The 21,793-nt window shown below is 55.8% G+C and carries 22 protein-coding genes; 21 read left to right on the top strand and 1 reads right to left on the bottom strand.

Going from position 1 to position 21,793, the window contains the following annotated elements:
- The first annotated feature begins 40 nt into the window (after positions 1-40).
- The 5 genes from MWU61_RS06485 to MWU61_RS06465 all read left to right on the top strand — a co-directional run bounded on the left by MWU61_RS06485 (position 41) and on the right by MWU61_RS06465 (position 5,735).
- On the top strand, positions 41-2,233 hold the full coding sequence (locus MWU61_RS06485; RefSeq protein WP_247127474.1) for a primosomal protein N': 2,193 nt from the start codon (positions 41-43) through the stop codon (positions 2,231-2,233).
- Positions 2,234-2,282: 49 nt separating this feature from the next.
- The gene (locus tag MWU61_RS06480) at positions 2,283-3,509 is read left to right on the top strand and encodes an MFS transporter (RefSeq protein WP_247127473.1); all 1,227 of its coding nucleotides are present in this window, start codon (positions 2,283-2,285) and stop codon (positions 3,507-3,509) included.
- 146 nt (positions 3,510-3,655) lie between these two features.
- Positions 3,656-4,306, top strand: coding sequence for a peptide-methionine (S)-S-oxide reductase MsrA (msrA, locus tag MWU61_RS06475; protein WP_247127472.1), 651 nt, complete (start codon positions 3,656-3,658; stop codon positions 4,304-4,306).
- A 108-nt stretch (positions 4,307-4,414) separates the two neighbouring features.
- Complete coding sequence (locus MWU61_RS06470; protein WP_247127471.1) at positions 4,415-5,287, top strand: 50S ribosomal protein L11 methyltransferase; 873 nt, start codon at positions 4,415-4,417, stop codon at positions 5,285-5,287.
- Positions 5,288-5,387: 100 nt separating this feature from the next.
- On the top strand, positions 5,388-5,735 hold the full coding sequence (locus MWU61_RS06465) for a hypothetical protein (RefSeq protein ID WP_247127470.1): 348 nt from the start codon (positions 5,388-5,390) through the stop codon (positions 5,733-5,735).
- A gap of 121 nt (positions 5,736-5,856) precedes the next feature.
- On the opposite strand, the gene MWU61_RS06460 is transcribed toward MWU61_RS06465, so the two are convergent.
- Positions 5,857-6,063, bottom strand: a complete 207-nt coding sequence (locus MWU61_RS06460) for a DUF1127 domain-containing protein (protein ID WP_247127469.1) — start codon at positions 6,061-6,063, stop codon at positions 5,857-5,859.
- 346 nt (positions 6,064-6,409) lie between these two features.
- Between MWU61_RS06460 and ruvC the strand changes: the two genes are divergently transcribed.
- From ruvC to folD, 16 genes are all read left to right on the top strand, one after another.
- Complete coding sequence (ruvC, locus tag MWU61_RS06455; RefSeq protein WP_247127468.1) at positions 6,410-6,916, top strand: crossover junction endodeoxyribonuclease RuvC; 507 nt, start codon at positions 6,410-6,412, stop codon at positions 6,914-6,916.
- Positions 6,913-7,572, top strand: coding sequence for a Holliday junction branch migration protein RuvA (ruvA, locus tag MWU61_RS06450; RefSeq protein WP_247127467.1), 660 nt, complete (start codon positions 6,913-6,915; stop codon positions 7,570-7,572). The genes ruvC and ruvA overlap by 4 nt, the downstream gene beginning before the upstream one ends.
- Before the next feature lie 9 nt (positions 7,573-7,581).
- The gene (gene ruvB, locus MWU61_RS06445; protein WP_247127466.1) at positions 7,582-8,601 is read left to right on the top strand and encodes a Holliday junction branch migration DNA helicase RuvB; all 1,020 of its coding nucleotides are present in this window, start codon (positions 7,582-7,584) and stop codon (positions 8,599-8,601) included.
- A gap of 72 nt (positions 8,602-8,673) precedes the next feature.
- Positions 8,674-9,297 (top strand): hypothetical protein, encoded by a 624-nt coding sequence (locus tag MWU61_RS06440; protein ID WP_247127465.1) that lies wholly within the window; start codon positions 8,674-8,676, stop codon positions 9,295-9,297.
- Positions 9,294-9,680 carry a tol-pal system-associated acyl-CoA thioesterase gene (ybgC, locus tag MWU61_RS06435; RefSeq protein WP_247127464.1) on the top strand — a complete coding sequence of 129 codons (387 nt, stop codon included), beginning with the start codon at positions 9,294-9,296 and terminating at the stop codon, positions 9,678-9,680. The genes MWU61_RS06440 and ybgC overlap by 4 nt, the downstream gene beginning before the upstream one ends.
- Before the next feature lie 104 nt (positions 9,681-9,784).
- A complete protein-coding gene (tolQ, locus tag MWU61_RS06430; RefSeq protein WP_247127463.1) occupies positions 9,785-10,453 on the top strand; it encodes a protein TolQ in 669 nt (222 codons plus the stop codon).
- A gap of 1 nt (position 10,454) precedes the next feature.
- A complete protein-coding gene (locus MWU61_RS06425; RefSeq protein WP_247127462.1) occupies positions 10,455-10,922 on the top strand; it encodes an ExbD/TolR family protein in 468 nt (155 codons plus the stop codon).
- Between the two features lie 6 nt (positions 10,923-10,928).
- A complete protein-coding gene (locus MWU61_RS06420) occupies positions 10,929-12,050 on the top strand; it encodes an energy transducer TonB (protein ID WP_247127461.1) in 1,122 nt (373 codons plus the stop codon).
- 100 nt (positions 12,051-12,150) lie between these two features.
- The gene (tolB, locus tag MWU61_RS06415; protein WP_247127460.1) at positions 12,151-13,476 is read left to right on the top strand and encodes a Tol-Pal system beta propeller repeat protein TolB; all 1,326 of its coding nucleotides are present in this window, start codon (positions 12,151-12,153) and stop codon (positions 13,474-13,476) included.
- Positions 13,477-13,552: 76 nt separating this feature from the next.
- Positions 13,553-14,092, top strand: coding sequence for a peptidoglycan-associated lipoprotein Pal (pal, locus tag MWU61_RS06410; protein ID WP_247127459.1), 540 nt, complete (start codon positions 13,553-13,555; stop codon positions 14,090-14,092).
- A 10-nt stretch (positions 14,093-14,102) separates the two neighbouring features.
- Positions 14,103-14,921 (top strand): tetratricopeptide repeat protein, encoded by an 819-nt coding sequence (locus MWU61_RS06405; protein ID WP_247127458.1) that lies wholly within the window; start codon positions 14,103-14,105, stop codon positions 14,919-14,921.
- Between the two features lie 4 nt (positions 14,922-14,925).
- Positions 14,926-16,152: a tRNA lysidine(34) synthetase TilS gene (tilS, locus tag MWU61_RS06400; RefSeq protein WP_247127457.1), complete on the top strand. Its 1,227-nt coding sequence runs from the start codon at positions 14,926-14,928 to the stop codon at positions 16,150-16,152.
- An 86-nt stretch (positions 16,153-16,238) separates the two neighbouring features.
- Positions 16,239-18,158: an ATP-dependent zinc metalloprotease FtsH gene (ftsH, locus tag MWU61_RS06395; RefSeq protein WP_281501976.1), complete on the top strand. Its 1,920-nt coding sequence runs from the start codon at positions 16,239-16,241 to the stop codon at positions 18,156-18,158.
- Between the two features lie 99 nt (positions 18,159-18,257).
- Positions 18,258-18,860 (top strand): MOSC domain-containing protein, encoded by a 603-nt coding sequence (locus MWU61_RS06390; RefSeq protein WP_247127456.1) that lies wholly within the window; start codon positions 18,258-18,260, stop codon positions 18,858-18,860.
- A gap of 139 nt (positions 18,861-18,999) precedes the next feature.
- Positions 19,000-20,676: a formate--tetrahydrofolate ligase gene (locus MWU61_RS06385; RefSeq protein ID WP_247127455.1), complete on the top strand. Its 1,677-nt coding sequence runs from the start codon at positions 19,000-19,002 to the stop codon at positions 20,674-20,676.
- Between the two features lie 117 nt (positions 20,677-20,793).
- On the top strand, positions 20,794-21,702 hold the full coding sequence (gene folD, locus MWU61_RS06380; protein WP_247127454.1) for a bifunctional methylenetetrahydrofolate dehydrogenase/methenyltetrahydrofolate cyclohydrolase FolD: 909 nt from the start codon (positions 20,794-20,796) through the stop codon (positions 21,700-21,702).
- The last annotated feature ends 91 nt before the right edge of the window (positions 21,703-21,793 follow it).

Genomic DNA, 21,793 nt, shown 5'->3' with positions numbered 1-21,793 from the left:
GCCCATACCGCAACTGCCAATCGCCCGAAGGGGATCACGCTTGAGCCAAGAATTCTTCCACGAAGGTGAATTGGTCGCCGTTTTGACGGCCCAGCCGCTGGACAGGTTCCTTGATTACAAGGCGACCGAAGGTGGCTGTCACCTTGGTGCATTCGTTGAAGTCCCGTTGGGGCCGCGCAAAGTGCTGGGTGTTGTCTGGGGACCGGGCAAGGGTGACTTTGATTACAACAAGGTAAGGTCGGTCATTCGGGTGCTGGATGTCGCGCCCATGCGTGACGAGATGCGGCAATTCCTGACGCGCGCCGCCGACTACACGCTGACACCGCTGCACGCGATGCTACGCCTCGCGACCCGCGCACCGGGATTGGGTGATGCCCCGTCGATGCGTAAAGTCTACCGTCTTGGCGACCAAGAACCCGACCGCGTGACGGCGGCCCGCACCAAGGTACTAGAGGTGCTGCGCGATTATGGTGGCCTGTCGTTTACCCTAAAAGAACTGGCCGCCATGGCGGGTGTTGGGTCCTCTGTGGTGAAAGGACTGGTGAAATTGGGGGCGGTCGCCGAAGTCGACGCCCCTCGTGACATGCCCTATCCGATACTTGATCCGGACTACGGCGGCAAAGAACTCAGCCCCGATCAGGCGGCGGGCGCGGATGCGTTACGCGCCGATCTGCGCAGCGACAAGTATGGGACGACGCTACTAAAGGGCGTGACGGGTTCCGGCAAAACCGAAGTCTACCTCGAAGCGGTTGCCGAATGTCTGCGCATGGGGCGTCAGGCGTTGGTGTTGCTGCCGGAAATCGCGCTATCTGGCGAATTCATTAACAGGGTCGAAGCGCGGTTCGGCATGAAACCAGCCGAATGGCATTCCGGCGTGACGATGACCGAACGCCGCCGCTGTTGGCGGATGGTCGGGCAGGGGGACGCACAGCTGATCGTGGGTGCGCGATCCGCGTTGTTCCTGCCGTTCCAAAATCTGGGTCTCATCGTCGTCGATGAGGAACATGATACGTCATACAAACAAGAGGATGGTGTCCTTTATAATGCCCGCGATATGACCGTTTTGCGGGCGGCGATTAACGGGGCGCAGGTTGTCTTGGCGTCGGCCACACCAAGTCTGGAAAGCTGGGCGAATGCGGATCAGGGAAAATATAAACGGCTCGAGTTAAAATCGCGTTACGGTCCGGCAATCATGCCGAAAATGTCGGCTATCGACATGCGTGTCGAAGACCTGCCGGGCGGCAAATGGGTGTCCCCATCGCTGCGCCAAGCCATTGCGCAACGCATTGAAAAAGGGGAACAATCGCTCGTTTTCCTGAACCGTCGTGGTTACGCGCCAATCACGCTGTGCCGTGCTTGTGGGCATCAAATTGGCTGTGATCATTGCGATGCGCGGATGGTCGAACACCGCTTTCTCAAGCGCTTGATGTGCCACCAATGTGGTGAAACCAAACCGATGCCAAACGTCTGTCCGCATTGCGAAGCTGAGGATAAACTCAGCGCCGTTGGCCCCGGTGTTGAACGCATGGGCGAAGAAATTACGGACCTGTTTCCGGATGCCCGCGTCGCTGTTCTGTCGTCCGATCTATACGGCTCTGCCCGCGCTATGAAGGCGCATATCGAAGAAATCGCGCAGGGCGGCACCGACATCATCATCGGGACGCAACTGGTGGCAAAAGGCCATAACTTTCCAAAGCTTACGCTTGTGGGGGTCATTGATGCGGATCTTGGATTGCAAGGCTCTGATCTGCGTGCCGCCGAACGTACGTTCCAACTGATGCGACAGGTTGCGGGGCGTGCCGGACGGGCCGAAACCCCCGGTGAGGCGTTGCTGCAAACTTATCAGCCCGAACACGGCGTGATCCGCGCGATTTTGGCAGGCGACGAAGAAGCATTCTGGGCGGCCGAGGCGCATGAACGCAAAGACGCTGGCGTGCCGCCCTATGGTCGCATGGCGGGGATCATCCTTAGCGGAACGACGGCGGAAGAGGTGTTCGATCTGGGCAACGCGATGGCACGCCAAGACGGGCCATTGCGCCGGATTGGCGCACAGGTTTTTGGTCCCGCACCAGCACCTATCGCACGGGTACGCGGACGGCACCGCGTTCGGTTATTGGTCAAAGCAGAAAAGTCAGCGCCGCTTCAACAAGCGTTGGCGCAATGGGCCGGTCAGTTCAAGCTGCGCGGCGAATTGCGGATGGCCATCGATATCGATCCGCAAAGCTTTTACTGACGCGTAAGCCGCGCTTTCCAATCCCGTATAAGGGGCGTAAGCCTGCCTCATGAATATCGTCCGCCTTGAAGATGCCCGGCACCTGCCATTCTGGCAGCGGCCTGTGACGCTGCTATTTCTGTTCGCTATGGCGCTGCCGGTTGCGTTTGCGACATGGTCTGCTTTGCTGAACAATTTTGTCATTGAGGTCGCAAACTTCGACGGCTCTGACATTGGTTGGCTGCATACAGTCCGCGAAATTCCCGGTTTCTTTGCGATTGGCGTGATTGCTTTGATCATGTTTATGCGCGAACAGGTGTTGGGGATTGTGGCCCTTGTGATGCTGGGCGTTGCGACTACGATCACGGCCTATTTCCCGTCGATGGCGGGGATTCTGACGATCACGATGCTGTCTTCGATCGGATTCCATTACTTTGAAACGGTGAACCAATCCCTGCAATTGCAATGGATCGACATCAAACGCGCGCCCCAGATGTTGGGCTGGCTGACCGCAGCTGGGTCGGGTGCGACGCTTGTGGCCTATCTGTTAATTGTGGGCACGTGGAAGACCTACGACCTAAGCTACGCTTTTGTTTACATGGCCGCTGGCGGGTTTACTACGTTTGTCGCGGTTTTCGCCTTTTTCGCGTATCCTCAATTCGAAAGCCCGCATCCGCAGTTGAAGACTTTCGTCCTGCGTCGCCGCTACTGGCTTTATTACGCGCTGCAGTTCATGTCGGGCGCGCGCCGTCAAATTTTCGTGGTTTTCGCGGGCTTTATGATGGTCGAGCTTTTCGGGCTAGAGGTCCATGAGATCACGCAACTGTATTTGATCAATCTTGTGGTCAACATCGTCTTTGCCCCGTTGATGGGCCGTTTGGTCAGCGTGTTTGGCGAACGCCGTGCGCTATTGTTCGAATATGCGGGACTGATAGTGGTGTTTTTGGCCTATGGCGGCGTCTACTACTTTGGCTGGGGCGTCATCGTCGCGGCGGGGCTTTACGTTGTGGATCATATCTTTTTCGCGCTCGCCTTGGCGTTAAAGACATATTTCCAAAAGATCGCGGATCCCCAAGACATTGCCCCCACAGCTGCCGTCGCTTTCACGATCAACCATATCGCGGCGGTGTTTCTGCCTGCAGGGCTGGGCTATTTGTGGCTGACGTCACCAACGGCGGTTTTCGTGTTGGCGGCTTGCATGGCGAGCGTTTCGTTTGCGCTGGCATTGTTGATCCCGCGCCATCCTGTGCCGGGGTACGAGACACGGTTGCAGACACCCTTGGCGCGCGTTGCCTAGGTTTCGCGGCGAAACTGTTGTTTTTAAATGATTTTTAACGTATTTTCGTACGGCGTCTTAAGCTAAAATTCACGCCCTTGTGTGTGCTGCTGGAAAGGTCGCGTGCCGCGCACTATATACTACCCGAACTCGAACAGGAGATTGCCATGTTCTTTATGACCCGCGACAAATCCGAAATGATCTCTGCTGATGCGGCCCTTCCGGGGCGTGCGGTGCCAATCCCGACTGCTGAAGCGCACCATGTCTTTGGCACGCCAATCACACCAGATGTGCCAGAAGGCCAAGAGGTTGCGATGTTTGGCATGGGCTGTTTCTGGGGTGTTGAGCGGATGTTCTGGCAACTGGATGGCGTGACGTCGACGATGGTGGGCTACGCAGGCGGGTTCACCCCAAACGCGACCTACGAAGAAGTGTGTTCCGGCAAAACCGGCCACAACGAAGTGGTCCGCGTCGTCTATGATCCATCGGTGATTTCGTATGATCAGTTGTTGCAGGTGTTCTGGGAAGGCCATGATCCGACCCAAGGGATGCGCCAAGGTAATGATCGCGGCACGCAATATCGGTCAGGCATCTACACTTATACCGATGCGCAGGCCGAAGCGGCAGAAGCCAGCAAGGCGGATTTTGCCCCGCGCCTGTCAAAAGCAGGATTCGGTGCGATCACAACAGAGATTACGCCGGCACCCACATTCTACTTTGCTGAGGATTATCACCAGCAGTATCTGTCAAAGAACCCGGACGGCTATTGTGGGATCGGTGGCACTGGCGTGACCTGTCCAATTGGTGTCGCGGTCTAAGCAAAACACGATAAGCGATCACAAGCCTTCCCTGCGGGGAAGGCTTTTTTGTTTTGACCTGCCCGTCGCCACGGCATACCGGAGGGCAAACCGCAAAGGGCACCTGATATGACCACTTATTCTGCACTAACGACACTGATGGGCGAAGAGCTTGCGACGAAACTGGGCGACGCGCTTGAGGCACTGACGCCTGAACCAACTGGCGTGGGCGTTTTCGAGGTCGAAGATGGGTCCGGCCTATGGGAAGTCGGGGCCTATTTCGACGACCAACCTGATGTCGCTGGCATGGCTGTGTTAACCGCGATGTATGACGTGAAGCCGTTTGTCGTGTCCGAAGTTCCCGACACCGATTGGGTTGCACATGTGCGGCGCGAACTGGCACCGGTCGTCGCAGGCCGGTTCTTCGTCTACGGGTCACATGACGCGGACAAAGTGCCTGATGATTGTACGCCATTGCTGATCGAAGCGGCGATGGCTTTTGGCACGGGGCACCACGGCACGACATTGGGCTGTCTGCGGGCGTTCGACCGACTGGTCAACGCAGGGTTCACATCTGGCAAGGTCGCGGACATCGGGTGTGGGACCGCCGTTTTGGCAATGGCCGCGGCAACCGTCGTGCCCGAAGTTGTGATCGCCACGGACATCGATCCGGTCGCCGTTGATGTCGCCGAAGTGAACGTGCGGGCGAACAAGCTGGACGGTCAGGTGAACTGTGTCACAGCCCCCGGATTCGAAACCCCGGTGCTGAAAGACGCGGCCCCGTTCGATTTGATCTTCGCCAACATCTTAAAAGGGCCACTAATCGGCCTTTCTGCCGACATGGCAAACGCGACAATCGCAGGTGGGCATGTGATTCTGTCCGGTATTTTGAACGAACAAGCTGATGATGTGGTTAACGTTTATGAAGGAAATGGATACAGTCTTTTGCATCGCGATATGATTGTTGAATGGACGACGCTTACATTCACCAAAAAGACTTAATTCCTTCGTAAATCAGGGCCTTGCCCCATTATTGCCACAATTCAGCGTCAATTTTCGAGTATACCCATTAGGGTAGGATTTATGTTTGAGTGAGGTCGTAATGGCTTATGTTAATGCACCATTTGAGAAACGCCTGCGCAAAATTGTGCGCACGAATAATCGCATGGCGAATGCGGGCGTAGTTCATAAGATGCAATCGGATGGTTTGGTTGTTGCCAAGCCACGACTTTACGCGCCCCGTTTTCCGTGGCGCGGTTTAGTTCTGCTCACTTTTGCGGTGTTTGTGTTTAAGGGGTACGTGCATTACGCACTGGGGGAAGCTGATTTTAACCAACGCATTTCGGCCCTGTCCGAAGGGACAGTGTTTGAGCAAGTCGGGGGACTTGCCATGTTTGCCGATCCTATGACGTTGGCGATTTCAGAGCTGCTTAACAAGTTTATCGGGTAATTTCTGGTCGGCAGGCGCATGCCGTCAGTATCGAGTCTGTTCATTGTTTTGAACACCCACATACGAAAGGCCGGTTAGATTTCTCTAGCCGGCCTTTTTGCTTGTCCCAAGTGTTGGGAAATTAGCGCGTGATCGCCGAAATGGTGTCCAGATCAGCGTAAGTCAGGCCTATATCTTCGAGTTCACGTGCTGACAGTTTGGAGAGCGCTTTGCGTGTGATACGCGCGTCGTTCCAAGTTGCCAAAGTGCCTATTACGGAGGCGAAGATGTTAGAAAAGCGGCCTGCGTTCAGGACGGCGACTGGGCGGGTGGTGTCAAAAGCGGCCATGGCCATGCTCCTTAGCTGGTGCTGCATTGCAGCGGTGATGTCTGATAAGCCGCACTTAGGAGTCTTATCCGAGTCTGACTAGGGACTTTTATTGCATAGGTCATATGCGTTTTCAGAATACCCGAGATTTCGTCGTTTTACCCTTTGAAATAAGGCGAAATGGGGCAGCGGATGATGTCGTTTTTTGGCGGTCTGATGGCGCATTCTGACCTTCAAAATGGGCCATGCTGCAATTGCGACATGATGCATGTCGGATTTGGTCAATTCAGTTCCCGCTTGGTATATGTTCGCCTTTTGTGCTATCGGTGAAAAAACAACAAAAAGCCGAGCAGGATGAGGAAATCAGATGCGCGTATTGGGGATTGATCCGGGGCTGCGGAACATGGGCTGGGGGATTATCGACGTGGCTGGCAGCCGTATGACCCATGTCGCCAACGGAATTGCCCATTCGACGGGCAAGGATTTGGGGTTTCGGTTGTTGTCGCTTTACGAACAATTGACGGACGTTATTCATACTTACGGCCCAGAAACTGCCGCCGTTGAACAGACGTTTGTGAACAAAGACGCGGTGGGCACGCTGAAACTGGGCCAAGCACGCGGGATCGCGATGTTGGTTCCGTCGAAAGCGGGGCTCGAGATTGGCGAATATGCCCCCAACGCGGTTAAAAAGGCCGTTGTTGGCGTGGGCCACGCTGCGAAGGCGCAGATTGACCATATGGTCCGCCTGCAATTGCCGGGGGTCGAATTGGCTGGCCCCGATGCGGCCGACGCATTGGCGATTGCCATTTGTCACGCACACCATCAACAATCGGCGAACCATTTGTCACGCGCGATTGCAAAGGCCACAGCATGATCGGGAAGATTTCAGGGATTATCGACTATCGCGGATCGGACCACGTGCTGATCGACGTGCGCGGCGTGGGCTATGTTGTCTATGTGTCGGACCGCGTGAAAGCCGGATTGCCCGCGAATGGCGAAGCGGTGGCCCTGTTCACCGATTTGTTGGTCCAAGAAACGAATTTGCAACTTTTCGGCTTTACGTCGTTGGTAGAAAAGGAATGGCACCGCCTGCTGATGTCGGTGCAAGGGATCGGTGCAAAAGCGTCGATGGCGATTTTGGGCACGTTGGGCGATGAAGGTGTCAGTCGCGCGATTGCGCTGGGCGACTGGAATGCGATTGCGAAGGCCAAGGGCGTTGGTCCGAAGACCGCGCAAAAGGTGATCCTTGATTTAAAGGACAAAGCGCCGTCAGTGATGGCAATGGGTGGCACCTTGGCCGAAAATCTGGACGACGCGGTTTTGGAACCCATTGAGGCCCCGAAAAAGAAACGGGCAGCGCCGCCAAAGGCAAATCCTGCGCAGCCAGAGGCGCTGTCGGCGCTGGGCAATCTTGGTTATGCGCCCGGTGATGCGGCAAGTGCGGTCGCTGAGGCGTTGGGCGCTGAACCTGATCTACAGACGGCTGGATTGATCCGCGCCGCCTTGAAGCTGCTGGCCCCGAAGGAGTAAAGGGTGTCCATGCAAGAACCGGACCCCACATTACGCCCTGACCGCCAGCCCGAAGATGCGGATCGCGCGTTGCGTCCGCAAACGCTTGATGAATTCATCGGCCAGCGCGATGCACGCGCGAACCTGAAGGTATTTATCGAAAGCGCGAAAAAACGCGGCGAAGCGATGGATCACGCGTTGTTCCATGGGCCGCCGGGCCTTGGGAAGACAACGCTTGCGCAGATTATGGCGCGTGAATTGGGTGTGAACTTCCGCATGACCTCTGGCCCTGTTTTGGCCAAGGCGGGCGATCTGGCCGCGATCCTGACCAATCTGGAAGCCCGCGACGTGTTGTTTATCGACGAAATTCATCGTCTCAACCCTGCTGTTGAAGAGGTGCTTTATCCAGCACTGGAAGATTTCGAGCTTGATCTCGTGATTGGCGAAGGACCAGCTGCGCGGACAGTGCGGATTGAATTGCAGCCCTTTACGCTGGTCGGCGCGACAACGCGGATGGGCCTGCTAACGACCCCTTTGCGGGATCGTTTTGGGATTCCGACGCGGCTCGAATTTTACACCGAAGATGAACTGCATGAAATTGTCACGCGGGGTGCTCGCCTGATGGGCGCACCTGCGGCGGATCTAGGTGCCCGGGAAATTGCGAAGCGAGCGCGGGGCACGCCGCGTATTGCGGGGCGTCTACTGCGCCGTGTTGTCGATTTCGCAGTTGTGGACGGCGACGGAACCGTGACGCAGGAAATCGCGGATATGGCGCTGACACGGCTTGGCGTGGATAACCTCGGCCTTGATAGCGCCGACCGTCGGTATCTGCGATTGATTGCGGAAAGCTATGGCGGTGGCCCCGTGGGTGTCGAAACCCTATCGGCGGCGTTAAGCGAAAGCCGCGATAGTTTAGAAGACGTGATCGAACCATATCTGCTGCAAAAAGGGTTGATCCAACGAACCCCGCGCGGGCGTATGTTGGCGCAGGCCGCGTGGCGCCATTTGGGGTTGGATGCGCCCAAAGGGCAGACGGATATGTTCGGGTAGCGGGATGCGCGATTTTTCTGGAAAAATCGAAACGTAAGACCCTCCGGCGAGAATTGTTAAGGACAGATGAAAATGGAACCTGATCAAGTTGCTGCGTTGTTTACGCGTGCTGATGACAGCTATCTGTGCGCGCGGTGGGGGCGTCCGATTGTGCCAGTGGTGTTTGGTGTGGATGACGCGACGCTTGCCGTTTTCAAAGGCGCGATCGAAGCTGTCGTAACGCTTGCCAACCACAAGATGGATGAAACGGACATGGAATTGGGTGCAAACCTGATGGTGTTCTTCTGTCGCGATTGGGACGAGATGCCAGAGGTGCCGCATCTGGAAAAGCTGGTGCCGGATTTGGTGCCGCTGGTGGAACGCCTGAAGGCGGCGGACGCCAATCAATACCGGATTTTCCGCTTTGACGAAGCTGGCGCTATTCGCGCGGCCTTTGTTTTCCTGCGGATGGACGCGCATCTTGAACAGGTGTCGGCCGATACGTTGGCGCTTTCGCAGGCGGTTCAGACGATTGTTTTATGGTCCGATCAGGCGTTTCGTGAAACATCGCCTTTGGCCGTTGTGAATGACCAAACAGTTCTGCGTCCGGAAATCGCAAACGTCATCCGCGCGGTCTACGATCCGGTTATGCCAGCCGTTGCGCATGATCCGTCCCATGCTTTGCGCCTGTCCGCCAGGATTGGGATGGTGCAATGACCCATGTTTTGCCAGTCAAAGTCTACTACGAAGACACGGATATGGGCGGGGTTGTCTACTATGCCAACTACCTCAAGTTCATCGAACGGGCCCGATCCGAAATCGTTGAAGAATTGGGCGTTGACCAAAACGTGTTAAAGACCGACGGATACGTCTTCGTCGTGACTCGCGTGGTGGCCGATTATCTGGCGCCTGCGAAACTTGGCGACCGGTTGGACGTCAAAACCACGCATAAGGCGACATCGCCGCTGCGGTGGGTGTTCGATCAAACGGTCTGGCGCGGCGATCAATGTCTGTTCAAGGCCGACGTCACGGCCGTTTGTATGACGAATGAAGGGCGTCCGGTGCGTCTTCCGGCGGAACTTCGCGCACAATTGGCATAAACGCCAACAATTCGTGATCAATTGCGTCGTGGATTTTGTTTTCTCGATGCGCTAACACTATCTGCAACAGAGCCCGACAACGGGCCTAAGGGCAGAGCAGGTATATGGAACACGACTTCACAATGTGGGCGCTGTTTGCGCGCGCGACGATTACCGTCAAATTGGTTATGATCATGTTGATCGCCGCATCATTGTGGTGCTGGGCTGTGATCGTGGACAAGATCATTCAATACCGCAAAGCGCGGCGCGAAGCGGAGGTTTTTGACCGCGCATTCTGGTCGGGCGAACCGTTGGATACGCTTTTTGATCAGATCGGTGCAAACCCGCGTGGTCAAAGCGAAAAGATTTTCGCCGCTGGCATGCTGGAATGGCGCAGGTCGCACAAGCAGGACGGCAATCTGATCGCAGGTGCACAGGCGCGGATTGACCGGTCGATGGATGTGGCGATTGCGAAAGAATCCGCAAAGCTGACAAAGGGCCTGCCGGTTCTTGCAACGACCGGATCGACCGCCCCCTTTGTTGGCCTGTTCGGGACCGTTTGGGGGATCATGAACGCGTTCATCGAAATCGCTGAAGCCCAAACAACGAACCTTGCCGTTGTGGCACCCGGTATTGCTGAGGCGCTTTTGGCAACGGGTCTTGGCCTTCTCGCCGCGATTCCTGCCGTGATTTACTACAACAAACTCAGTGCTGATGCCGACCGGATCACCGCTGGCTATGAAGCCTTCGCCGACGAATTTGCGACGATCCTAAGCCGTCAGTTGGATTCCTGATATGGGTGCCGGTGTCATGAAATCAGACGATGGCGGGGGCCGCAGACGGCGTCGCCGGTCATCGCGTGGCCAGCCGATGGCCGAGATCAATATCACGCCGTTTGTGGATGTGATGCTGGTTCTTTTGATCATCTTTATGGTGGCCGCCCCGTTGATGACCGTGGGTATTCCTGTCGAATTGCCGGAAACCAGCGCGAACGCGTTGCCGTCCGACGACGAAGAACCGCTGACGGTTACAATCACTGCGGATGGGCGCACGTTGATCCAGACGACGGAAACGCCGCGCGCTGAACTGATCGCGAAATTGTCCGCCATTGCCGCGGAACGCACATCTGACCGCATCTTCCTGCGCGCTGATGGCGCGAATTCGTGGAATGCGGTCGCGGAAATCATGGGCGATTTGAACGCGGGTGGCTTTTCCAACATCGGCTTGGTGACGGACATGGCCCAAACAGGCGCGAGCGAGTAAGCCAAAATGGCGACACCGGGCACCATCATTTCAGGCGCAGGGCATGCGGGACTTCTGATCTGGCTGATCGCCGGTTGGGGCTTCAACGCGGAGCCATTGCCGTTCGAGGTATCCGAGGTTTCGGTCGTTTCTGGCGAGGAATACGCGCAGATCGTGGCGGCCACCACGCCGCAGCCGGGCACCTCAGATCCGTCCGCGCCACCCGTGCCAGAAGTCGACGATGCGGCCCCAACCCCCGAAGCGGTCGATGATCCGACGCCTGTGCCAGCACAACCCGAAGCCGTGGAAACTCCGGCTGAAGATACACCACCGCCTGCACCTGTTCCTGCCGCTGAACCCGCCATTGTCAGCGATGCGATCCCGGAACTGCCGCCTGTGCCAGACACGCCACCACCCGGTGCGCCAGATTTGACGTCTTCGCCCCGACCGCAACAGCGACAGGCGGACCGTATTGCACCAACACAGGTTGCGCCGCCGCCGGAAGACGTGGCTGTAGCAGAGGTTGCGACCGAAAGCGCAGCGCCCGAACAAGAAACACCCGAAGAGATCGTCGAAGATGCGGTCGAAGAAACGGCACCCGAAGAAGCCGCGACAGAAATCGTGTTGGAAGACGCCGTGCCGTCAGGTGCGGTCGAGACATCCGTGCGACCCAACGTGCGCCCAAACCGGCCAGCACCCGCGCCTGTGACACCAGCAGAGACATCGACTGCATCAAGCGACAACGTGGCGACCGACGTGGATGACGCGGTTGCAGCGGCGCTCGCGGATGCGGCCAGCAGCAGCGACGCGCCAAATATCCCGCAAGGCCCGCCCATGACCGGATCAGAACGTGAAGGTTTCCGTGTCGCCGTGAACCGATGCTGGAACGTGGACCCCGGATCAGTGGCGGCACGTGTGACGCTTGTTGTTGGGTTTAGCCTAGATCAAGCGGGCAAAGTTCAAGGCGACGTGCGTCAGATTTCCGCGTCCGGTGGTGATGGTTCTGCGCAAAGCACGGCGTTTCAGGCGGCGCGGCGTGCCATCCTGCGGTGCCAAAATCCAAATGGATACCAGTTGCCTGCGGACAAATATGGGCAATGGAAAGATGTCGAAATTACCTTTGACCCTTCAGGGATGCGATTAAGGTAGCGGCAAGAAATTGCGCAGGGGGGCAGGAACCTTTTCCCCGTGACGCGTGTAATAGTTAAGACGAAGGTGCAGGCGCACCTATCGAAAATGAGGCGAGAGAATGAAACGACTATTGACCATTTTGCTAGCGGCGGCCTTGTCCGGCGGGCTAGCGGCCCCCGTTGTGGCGCAAGATGGTCCGTTGCGATTAACCATCACCGATGGTGTGATCGAACCGCTGCCGTTCGCAGTGCCCGCGTTCGAGGCCGAAAACCCGGAGGCCGCACAGGTCGCCGCCGATATCACGCGCCTTGTTGCGGCTGACTTGACCGGGACGGGCCTGTTCCGCGAAATTCCGTCGTCTGCCTTTATCGCGCAAGAAGCATCGTTTTCGCAGCCAGTGTCCTATCCTGACTGGCGCGCCATCAACGCGCAGGCCTTGATTAAAGGGGCCGTGACGGTCAGCGGACAGAATCTGACGGTGAAATTCCGGCTTTATGATGTGTTCTCTGGTGCTGAATTGGGCGGCGGATTGCAGTTCGCAGGCACCGTGCCCGGCTGGCGGCGCATGGCCCACAAAGTGGCCGATGCAGCCTATTCGCGGATCACTGGTGAAGGCGGATATTTCGACAGTCGCGTGGTTTATGTGGCCGAAGCAGGGCCAAAAGATAACCGTGCCAAACGGCTCGCGATCATGGATTATGACGGTGCGAACGTGCAATTCTTAACAGACAGCAGTGCGATTGTTTTGGCACCGCGTTTCAGTCCGACAGGCGATCGGGTCCTGTATACATCGTATGAATCCGGCTTCCCGCGCATTAACGTTTTGGACGTGGCGAATGTTGGAAAACGGCAGCTTCCTACCGCTGAAGGCGAAATGGCGTTTTCGCCGCGCTTTTCGCGTGACGGGACACAAGTGATCTACAGCCTCGCGAATGGTGGCAACACGGATCTTTACCGGACGGACTTGGCCAGCGGTGCGCACACGCGGTTGACCTCTGCCCCTTCGATTGAAACGGCACCGTCGTTTAGCCCCGATGGCAGCCAAATCGTGTTTGAAAGCGACCGTTCGGGCGCGCCACAGCTTTACATCATGTCCGCAAATGGCGGTGATGCGCAGCGCATTTCCTTTGGCGAAGGTCGATATGGCACACCCGTTTGGTCACCGCGGGGCGATCTGATCGCCTTCACAAAACAAAACGCAGGCCGGTTCCACATTGGCGTAATGCGTACCGACGGCAGCGAAGAACGTCTTTTGACCGCATCACCTTTGGACGAAGGCCCCACATGGTCACCGAACGGGCGCGTCATCATGTTTTTCCGCGAAACATTGGGTGCCGGTGGCACGTCGTCCCTGTATTCGGTCGATGTTTCAGGGCGCAATTTACAAGCCGTACCAGTCCAAGGCGGCGCATCTGATCCGACATGGGGTCCATTACAGCCATAAAACAAAGCGTGATTCACATGATGCGAAACACATGTTAAGATCGCGCCAACAAACCAAGAATAATAGGAACGGGCATATGGTATTTTTGAAGAAGGCAGCGCTGGCGACGCTGATTTTGGCTACTGCGGCGTGTACGAACCCTGATCGCTTCGGCGGCAGTGGTGGTGCGGATGCGGGCGCTGGTGCAGGTGCAAACACAGGTGCGCCATTGGTCGCACCCGTTGCGCCAACCGGCGCGAATGATCCGCAAAGCCCGCTGTACTTTACACAGACAATTGGCGATCGCGTCTTGTTCGTCGTGGATAGCTCTACCTTGACTGCGGCTGGACAGCAGACATTGAACGGTCAAGCGAACTGGTTGAAAACAAACGCGGATTATCAGGCGATTATTGAAGGCCACGCCGATGAGCAGGGCACGCGGGAATATAACCTCGCGCTTGGCAATCGTCGTGCAAACGCGGTGCGTGAATATCTTGTATCACAAGGCGTTCCATCGACGCGCTTGCGGGTGATTTCCTACGGGAAAGAGCGCCCGATTGAGGTTTGCGCATCCGAGGCCTGTTATTCGCAGAACCGACGTGCTGTGACTGTGATCGCAGCTGGCGGCACGAGCTAAGGAAAAGACAATGCGGCGTTTTCTGACTATCGCGACTGTTATTGCTATCACGCCTTTGACGGCTTTCGCACAGGATGGGACACTGGCGGACATTCGCCAGCAACTTTCTGTGCTTTATAGCGATATCAACGGGTTGAAAGGGGAACTGTCGACGACAGGTGCCCTGACGACTGGTATCGCAGGGAATACGCCGCTTGATCGCCTAAACGCAATCGAAGCGGAATTGCAGCGGCTGACCTCCAAAACCGAGGAACTCGAATTTCGCGTAAACCGTATCACGGTGGATGGAACCAATCGCATCGGTGATCTTGAATTCCGTCTGTGTGAACTCGAAGAAGGTTGCGACATTGGGCAGTTAGGCGACACGCCATCCTTGGGTGGCGTTGATAACGGGGCGAATGTTCCGGCGGCGACACCGGCCCCTGCGACAGGTGGCCCTGCTTTGGCCGTTGGCGAACAGGCCGATTTTGAGCGGGCGCAGGAGGCGCTCGCTCAAGGTGACTTTCGCAGCGCCGCTGACCTCCTTGCGACCTTCAGCGCGACCTACCCGGGCAGCCCAGTAAGTCAGCAAGCGGAATTGCTGCGTGGTAAAGCGCTTGACGGTCTTGGCGACACGACCGCCGCTGCGCGTGCGTATTTGCAGGCATTTTCGGGTAATCCACAGGGGCAATACGCGCCTGAAGCGTTGCTAAAGCTTGGTGTTGCTTTGGGTGCCGTGGGGCAGGTTCAAGATGGTTGCATAACACTCGCTGAGGTTGGTGTGCGCTTCCCCGGCGATCCAAGCGTCCTTGAATCACAATCGGCAATGCGCAATTTGGGTTGCTCGTGACGGCATGCTGCCTGAACTTCCTGAAGAAACCGTAAAGCTACTATCGAAATTGCCAAAAATCGGGGTCGCCGTTTCTGGTGGCGGCGATTCCGTCGCACTTTTGTTGGCGGTGCATGCCGCTTTTTCTAACAGCACCACGCGGATACATGCCGCGTCGGTTAACCATGGTCTCAGAAAAGAAGCGGCAAGCGAATGCGAATTCGTCGCGACGTTGTGTGCCGCGCGAAACATCCATCACACGACATTATCGTGGCAGGGTACGGGCGCCATCGGCAACCTTCAGGCCGCCGCTCGTGATGCCCGCTACAGGTTGTTGGCTGATTGGGCGCAGTCGCAGGACATTCAACACGTTTTGTTAGGACATACGTTGGATGATCAGGCCGAGACGATTCTCATGGCGCTTGGTCGTGGGGCAGGCCCCGAAGGCTTGTCCGGCATGCCATTGCGAACCGTCAAACACGGCGTTGCGTTCCTGCGGCCATTCTTGGGAACGTCGCGGGATACACTGAGAGAAGGATTAAGTACCGCAGGCCAGAACTGGATCGACGATCCATCTAACGAAGATCCCCGTTTTCAACGGATTAGGGTCCGGCGACTTCTTGGTCCATTAGAAGATGCCGGTATTCCATTAACCGCGTTTTCACAGATTGCTGAAAACATGGCGCAAACGACGGAAATGCTGGTCCACGCGACAGCTGATCTGTTGACGGAACATGTCATCGAAGACCAAGGGGACTACCTGTTGCGCCAGGATGTGTTGGCCAAGATTGGGTGCGAAGGTGCGCGGCGATTGGTGCTCGCCATTATGCGCACACTCAACAGCGGCGAAGCCGCGCCGCGCCGCACTGAACAAATCGAAGCATTGCGGCGACTGCAGCGTGGTGAGGACGCGACCATTGCGGGCTGCAAGCTATCATATGGCTGGGGCATGGTCCGATTTGCGCGCGAATATCGTGCTGTGCAGCAACGTGTCGCCAAAACGGACGAAATTTGGGACGGTCGGTGGCGGCTGGACGGGCCACATGCCGACGACATCCACATCGCAGCGTTGGGTGATGCCGTCGATGATTGCCCAAACTGGCGTCAAACGCGCCTTCCAAGGGCATCGTTGCGGTCTAGCCCTGCGATTTGGCGCAACGATACGCTCGTTTCGGCCCCGTTGGCGGGTTTTTCGAATGCATGGTCGTTACAGATTGTCGCTGATTTGCCAAGTTCGGGGTCAGGTCATTGAAGTCTCGGCGTGAACGTCTATTTTACCTTTAACGCTTAGGCCCGACTCTGTCGGTGCCGATTTTCCGATTTGTAAGGAGTGTCGCCTTGGGCAACGCACGCAATCTTGTATTCTGGGTCGTTCTTTTTCTGCTGGTGATGGCTTTATTTAGCCTGTTTTCTGGCGGGCAAAGTTCAAGCATGTCGAATACGAAGAGCTATTCAGAATTTGTCACATCCGTTGAAGGCGGTTCTGTGGCGCAGGTCACGCTTGATGGTGAGCAAATCCGCTACCGTGGTACGAACGGTCAGGAATATGTGGCCATCATGCCGCGCGACGCAGAGGTTACTGACCTTCTAATCGCCAACGATATTCCCGTTGCTGCGCGGGCGCAGGAACAGTCAGGTCTACAATCATTCCTGATTGGTTTGTTGCCTTTTGCATTGCTGATCGGTGTGTGGATTTATTTCATGAACCGCATGCAGGGCGGCGGCAAAGGCGGTGCGATGGGTTTTGGGAAATCCAAGGCAAAGCTGCTAACCGAGAAACATGGTCGCGTCACGTTTGACGATGTTGCTGGTATTGATGAAGCGAAAGAAGAACTCGAAGAGATCGTAGAATTCCTGCGCAACCCACAGAAATTCTCTCGTTTGGGCGGCAAAATTCCAAAGGGTGCGCTGCTTGTGGGCCCTCCGGGAACTGGTAAAACGCTGCTGGCGCGTGCAATTGCGGGCGAAGCTGGTGTGCCGTTCTTCACAATCTCTGGTTCCGATTTTGTCGAAATGTTCGTTGGTGTGGGTGCGTCTCGTGTCCGTGACATGTTCGAGCAGGGCAAAAAGAACGCTCCTTGCATCGTGTTTATTGACGAAATCGATGCGGTTGGTCGGTCCCGTGGTGCTGGTTACGGCGGCGGAAACGATGAACGTGAACAGACCTTGAACCAGTTGCTGGTTGAGATGGATGGTTTTGAAGCAAACGAAGGCATCATCATCGTCGCGGCGACAAACCGTCCTGATGTGCTTGACCCAGCGTTGCTGCGTCCGGGCCGTTTTGACCGTCAGGTTCAGGTGCCAAACCCTGATATCAAGGGTCGCGAAAAGATTTTGGGCGTGCATGCACGCAAGGTCCCGCTTGGTCCTGACGTTGATCTACGCATCATTGCGCGGGGGACGCCTGGTTTCTCTGGTGCTGACCTTGCGAACCTCGTGAACGAATCCGCTTTGATGGCGGCGCGTGTTGGTCGCCGCTTTGTCACCATGATCGACTTTGAATCCGCCAAAGATAAGGTCATGATGGGCGCAGAGCGCCGGTCAATGGTTATGACGGAAGACGAAAAGAAACTGACGGCATACCACGAAGCTGGGCACGCGATTGTCGGGCTAAACGTTCCGCAACACGATCCGATCCACAAGGCCACGATCATTCCACGCGGTCGTGCGTTGGGCTTGGTGTTGTCCTTGCCGGAACGCGATCAGCTGTCTGTCAGCTACACCAAATACACTTCCAAAATTGCGATGGCGATGGGCGGTAAAGTTGCAGAAGAACTGATCTTTGGACCAGAAAATGTAACGTCCGGCGCGACGTCTGACATCCAGCAGGTATCAAAGATTGCCCGTGCGATGGTGACACAATTCGGGTTCTCTGAAAAAATCGGTCATATCGATTACGCAAATGAACAGCAAAGCCATCTTGGGAATTATGCAGGCGCGACAAGCCATTCAGCCGAAACCCAGAAGACAATCGATGAAGAGGTACGCCGTTTTATTGACGAAGGCTATGAAACTGCAAAACGGATCCTGACTGAAAAAGCGGATGATCTGGAACGATTGGCGCAAGGTCTGCTGGAATATGAAACACTTACCGGCAATGAAATCACACGCGTGATCGCAGGTGAGGCCCTGAACCGTGGTGATGATGCGGATGATACGCCGCCAAGTGACGGTAATTCAGTGACGGCAATTCCAAAGACGAAGCCGAAAAAGCCAAAGTCGAATGACGGTGGTATGGAACCTGAACCGTCAGTCTAAGCAAACGAATTGACCCCGCCCTAGTGGCGGGGTTTTTCATTTCTAAGGGTTGTGTTTTCTGAGTGGCTTGGTCTTCATGTCCGAAAATGGAGACCGCAAATGCCAGCACTGACCCCCACATCATTTTCAGGAAAAATTACGTGGCTCGGGTCGGTGCCCAATCGGGCCACGCCGGAGATTGAAACCAACGCGCTGCAAGACATGCCGTTGACCTTTGCCGGTGCGAAGAACGAAGTTCATGCAGGGTTAACCCGTCCGTCGTGCAGTCGTGTTTTGTCTCAATACCCGCGTGACACCGAAATCCGGAATACCCGTCAAATCAGCATCGTGTGCGCGACGGAACTAGCAAAGATCGCAGCGACGTTGGGCTTGGATGCGATTGATCCCGCTTGGTTGGGTGCATCAATCGTGGTAGACGGCATACCGGATTTTTCGCATGTGCCGCCATCATCACGACTGCAGTCGCAAGACGGGGTGACCCTGACGGTCGACATGCAAAACAGGCCCTGCATCTTTCCCGCCAAGACAATTGAGGCGGCGAAACCGGGCCATGGGAAAGCATTCAAAGCGGCCGCGGCTGGTATGCGCGGGGTCACCGCCTGGGTCGAACGCGAGGGCACATTGCGGTTGGGCGACACGTTGACCTTACATGTCCCGGATCAACGGGCGTGGATGGCCCAACCGGACCTTTTTGAAGGCTAAGGTTTCCAATCCGAAACGATCCTCCATGAAACCGACGATTCCGGCAGGCGTTATGTCGCAATCGCGGTGCTGATCTTCTTTGCCGATCGATAGAAGCGATTTAGAACACGGGCAGTTGCCCGCGCATCAGGGAGGCACCATGGCTTATAAGACGGATATCGAGATTGCACGCGAAGCAGTCAAACAACCGATTCAAGAAATCGGTGCGAAGTTAGGCATTAGCAGCGACGATCTGCTGCCCTACGGCCACGACAAAGCGAAAGTTAGTCAATCTTTCATCGATTCCGTCCAAGATCGGCCAAACGGTAAACTTGTCCTCGTGACCGCGATCAATCCGACCCCTGCGGGCGAAGGTAAGACAACGACGACTGTCGGGTTGGGCGATGGGTTAAACCGGATCGGCAAAAAGGCCGCTGTTTGTATCCGCGAGGCGTCGCTTGGGCCGAACTTTGGTATGAAAGGTGGGGCTGCTGGCGGTGGGATGGCGCAAGTTGTGCCTATGGAAGACATGAACCTGCATTTTACAGGTGACTTTCACGCGATTACTTCGGCCCACAATTTGTTGGCCGCGATGCTCGATAATCACGTATACTGGGGCAATTCGCTAGAAATCGACATTCGCCGCGTTGCTTGGCGTCGCGTATTGGACATGAACGATCGGGCCCTGCGTCAGATCAACGTAAACCTTGGCGGTGTTGCAAACGGTTTCCCACGTGAAGGCGGGTTTGACATCACGGTTGCATCAGAAGTGATGGCGATCTTGTGCTTGGCCAAAAACCTTGAAGATTTGCAAAACCGTTTGGGCGATATGATTGTGGCCTATCGTCGGGATCGATCTCCGGTTTTCTGTCGTGATATCAAGGCTGACGGGGCGATGACTGTCCTATTGAAAGACGCAATGCAGCCAAACCTTGTGCAAACGCTCGAGAATAATCCTGCTTTTGTCCACGGTGGCCCGTTTGCGAATATCGCACATGGCTGCAATTCGGTTACGGCGACGACTACGGCGTTGAAAATTGCTGATTACGTTGTGACTGAAGCAGGCTTTGGCGCGGATTTGGGCGCAGAAAAATTCCTGAACATCAAATGCCGCAAAGCGGGGCTTTCGCCGGATTGCGTGGTTCTTGTTGCAACGGTCCGGGCCATGAAGATGAATGGCGGCGTCGCAAAGGCAGATTTGGGCGCTGAGAATGTTGAGGCAGTGAAGTCGGGGTGTGCCAACCTTGGCCGCCATATCGGAAACCTGAAATCGTTCGGCGTGCCGGTTGTTGTCGCGATTAACCACTTTGTCACGGATACGGATGCGGAAGTCCAAGCCGTCAAAGACTATGTCGCGACACAAGGGTCCGAAGCGGTGCTGTCACAGCACTGGGAGTTCGGATCAAAGGGGTCTGAAGACCTTGCGAAAAAGGTCGCTGAGGTCGCCGAGGCCGGTATTTCGAATTTCGCGCCGATCTATCCAGATGACATGAGCCTGTTTGATAAGATCGATACGATTGCAAAACGTATCTACCATGCCGATGAAGTGTTGATGGATCAAAAATTGAGGACGCAGTTGAAGGACTGGGAAGATCAAGGATACGGTAACCTGCCGATTTGCATGGCAAAAACACAGTATTCATTCACCACAGACCCGACCGTGCGCGGCGCGCCCACTGGGCATTCTGTTCCTGTTCGCGAAGTACGTTTGAGTGCGGGCGCGGGCTTTGTGGTTGTGATCTGCGGTGAGATTATGACGATGCCTGGCTTGCCACGTGTCCCATCTGCGGAGGCGATTCACTTGAACGCTGACGGCCAAATCGAAGGCCTGTTTTAAAGAATGGTGGGGCGATGCGCGGCTGCGCCGACGCCCCACCCACCATCCCAAAGGTGCTTGCGACCGTGGTAAACATCCCCCAAAAGCGCCTTACATTTCCTAAGACTGAGGTATGACATGACTGCGACTGTAATCGACGGAAAAGCCTTTGCGGCCAAAGTCCGCGGCCAAGTAGGCGAGCATGTTGCCCGCCTGAAAGAAGTGAACGGGATCACGCCGGGTCTGGCTGTGGTACTGGTTGGCGAAGATCCGGCGAGCCAAGTTTACGTCCGCTCAAAGGGCAAAATGACCGTTGAGGTCGGGATGAATTCTTACGAGCACAAATTGGATGTCGATACGACGGAAGAAGCGTTGCTCAAAGTGATCGCTGATTTGAATGCTGATCCAGCGGTCCACGGTATTCTGGTTCAATTGCCTTTGCCTGATCACCTCGACAGTGATTTGGTGATTAATTCAATTGATCCTGCAAAAGACGTCGATGGTTTCCATATTTCAAACGTTGGTCTGCTTGGTACAGGGCAGAAATCAATGGTGCCTTGCACGCCATTAGGTTGCTTGATGATGTTGCGCGAGCATCACGGTTCTTTGTCGGGTTTGAATGCAGTTGTCATCGGGCGGTCAAATATTGTCGGGAAGCCAATGGCGCAATTGTTGTTAAACGATAGCTGCACTGTGACCATCGCACATAGCCGTACAAAAGATTTGGCCGGGACCGTAAAACAGGCGGATATTGTTGTCGCAGCAGTCGGACGTCCTGAAATGGTGCCGGGTGATTGGATCAAGGAAGGTGCAACCGTTATTGACGTTGGTATTAACCGTATTGATGCAGGCCTTACGGACGATGGCACACCAAAGACGCGTTTGGTTGGCGATGCTGACTACGAAAGCTGCGCTGCGGTAGCGGGTGCAATTACGCCGGTTCCGGGCGGTGTTGGACCAATGACGATCGCATGTTTGCTGGCCAATACCGTGACAGCATGCTGTCGTGCCAATGGTTTAGCAGAGCCTGAAGGTTTGACTGCGTAAAGTTACGTAACGATAATTTGGCGACTAACATTATTTAGACTTGGAGATCGTCAAACGAGAACTTAACCTAGTGACCAATAATTGTGCAGTA

The organism is Loktanella sp. F6476L, assembly GCF_023015725.1.
GTDB lineage: Bacteria > Pseudomonadota > Alphaproteobacteria > Rhodobacterales > Rhodobacteraceae > Yoonia.
This window is presented reverse-complemented; position numbering and strand designations above follow the sequence as displayed.

Excerpts from the sequence above, each read along its gene's own strand:
- ybgC (WP_247127464.1), top strand. The coding sequence starts at position 9,294 with ATGACCCATGTTTTGCCAGTCAAAGTCTACTACGAAGACACGGATATG.
- ruvC (WP_247127468.1), top strand. The coding sequence starts at position 6,410 with ATGCGCGTATTGGGGATTGATCCGGGGCTGCGGAACATGGGCTGGGGG.
- MWU61_RS06460 (WP_247127469.1), bottom strand. The coding sequence starts at position 6,063 with ATGGCCGCTTTTGACACCACCCGCCCAGTCGCCGTCCTGAACGCAGGC.
- MWU61_RS06480 (WP_247127473.1), top strand. The coding sequence starts at position 2,283 with ATGAATATCGTCCGCCTTGAAGATGCCCGGCACCTGCCATTCTGGCAG.
- ruvA (WP_247127467.1), top strand. The coding sequence starts at position 6,913 with ATGATCGGGAAGATTTCAGGGATTATCGACTATCGCGGATCGGACCAC.
- pal (WP_247127459.1), top strand. The coding sequence starts at position 13,553 with ATGGTATTTTTGAAGAAGGCAGCGCTGGCGACGCTGATTTTGGCTACT.
- MWU61_RS06385 (WP_247127455.1), top strand. The coding sequence starts at position 19,000 with ATGGCTTATAAGACGGATATCGAGATTGCACGCGAAGCAGTCAAACAA.
- msrA (WP_247127472.1), top strand. The coding sequence starts at position 3,656 with ATGTTCTTTATGACCCGCGACAAATCCGAAATGATCTCTGCTGATGCG.
- MWU61_RS06465 (WP_247127470.1), top strand. The coding sequence starts at position 5,388 with ATGGCTTATGTTAATGCACCATTTGAGAAACGCCTGCGCAAAATTGTG.
- folD (WP_247127454.1), top strand. The coding sequence starts at position 20,794 with ATGACTGCGACTGTAATCGACGGAAAAGCCTTTGCGGCCAAAGTCCGC.
- MWU61_RS06440 (WP_247127465.1), top strand. The coding sequence starts at position 8,674 with ATGGAACCTGATCAAGTTGCTGCGTTGTTTACGCGTGCTGATGACAGC.
- tolB (WP_247127460.1), top strand. The coding sequence starts at position 12,151 with ATGAAACGACTATTGACCATTTTGCTAGCGGCGGCCTTGTCCGGCGGG.
- MWU61_RS06470 (WP_247127471.1), top strand. The coding sequence starts at position 4,415 with ATGACCACTTATTCTGCACTAACGACACTGATGGGCGAAGAGCTTGCG.
- ruvB (WP_247127466.1), top strand. The coding sequence starts at position 7,582 with ATGCAAGAACCGGACCCCACATTACGCCCTGACCGCCAGCCCGAAGAT.
- tilS (WP_247127457.1), top strand. The coding sequence starts at position 14,926 with ATGCTGCCTGAACTTCCTGAAGAAACCGTAAAGCTACTATCGAAATTG.
- tolQ (WP_247127463.1), top strand. The coding sequence starts at position 9,785 with ATGGAACACGACTTCACAATGTGGGCGCTGTTTGCGCGCGCGACGATT.
- MWU61_RS06420 (WP_247127461.1), top strand. The coding sequence starts at position 10,929 with ATGGCGACACCGGGCACCATCATTTCAGGCGCAGGGCATGCGGGACTT.
- MWU61_RS06390 (WP_247127456.1), top strand. The coding sequence starts at position 18,258 with ATGCCAGCACTGACCCCCACATCATTTTCAGGAAAAATTACGTGGCTC.
- MWU61_RS06425 (WP_247127462.1), top strand. The coding sequence starts at position 10,455 with ATGGGTGCCGGTGTCATGAAATCAGACGATGGCGGGGGCCGCAGACGG.
- MWU61_RS06405 (WP_247127458.1), top strand. The coding sequence starts at position 14,103 with ATGCGGCGTTTTCTGACTATCGCGACTGTTATTGCTATCACGCCTTTG.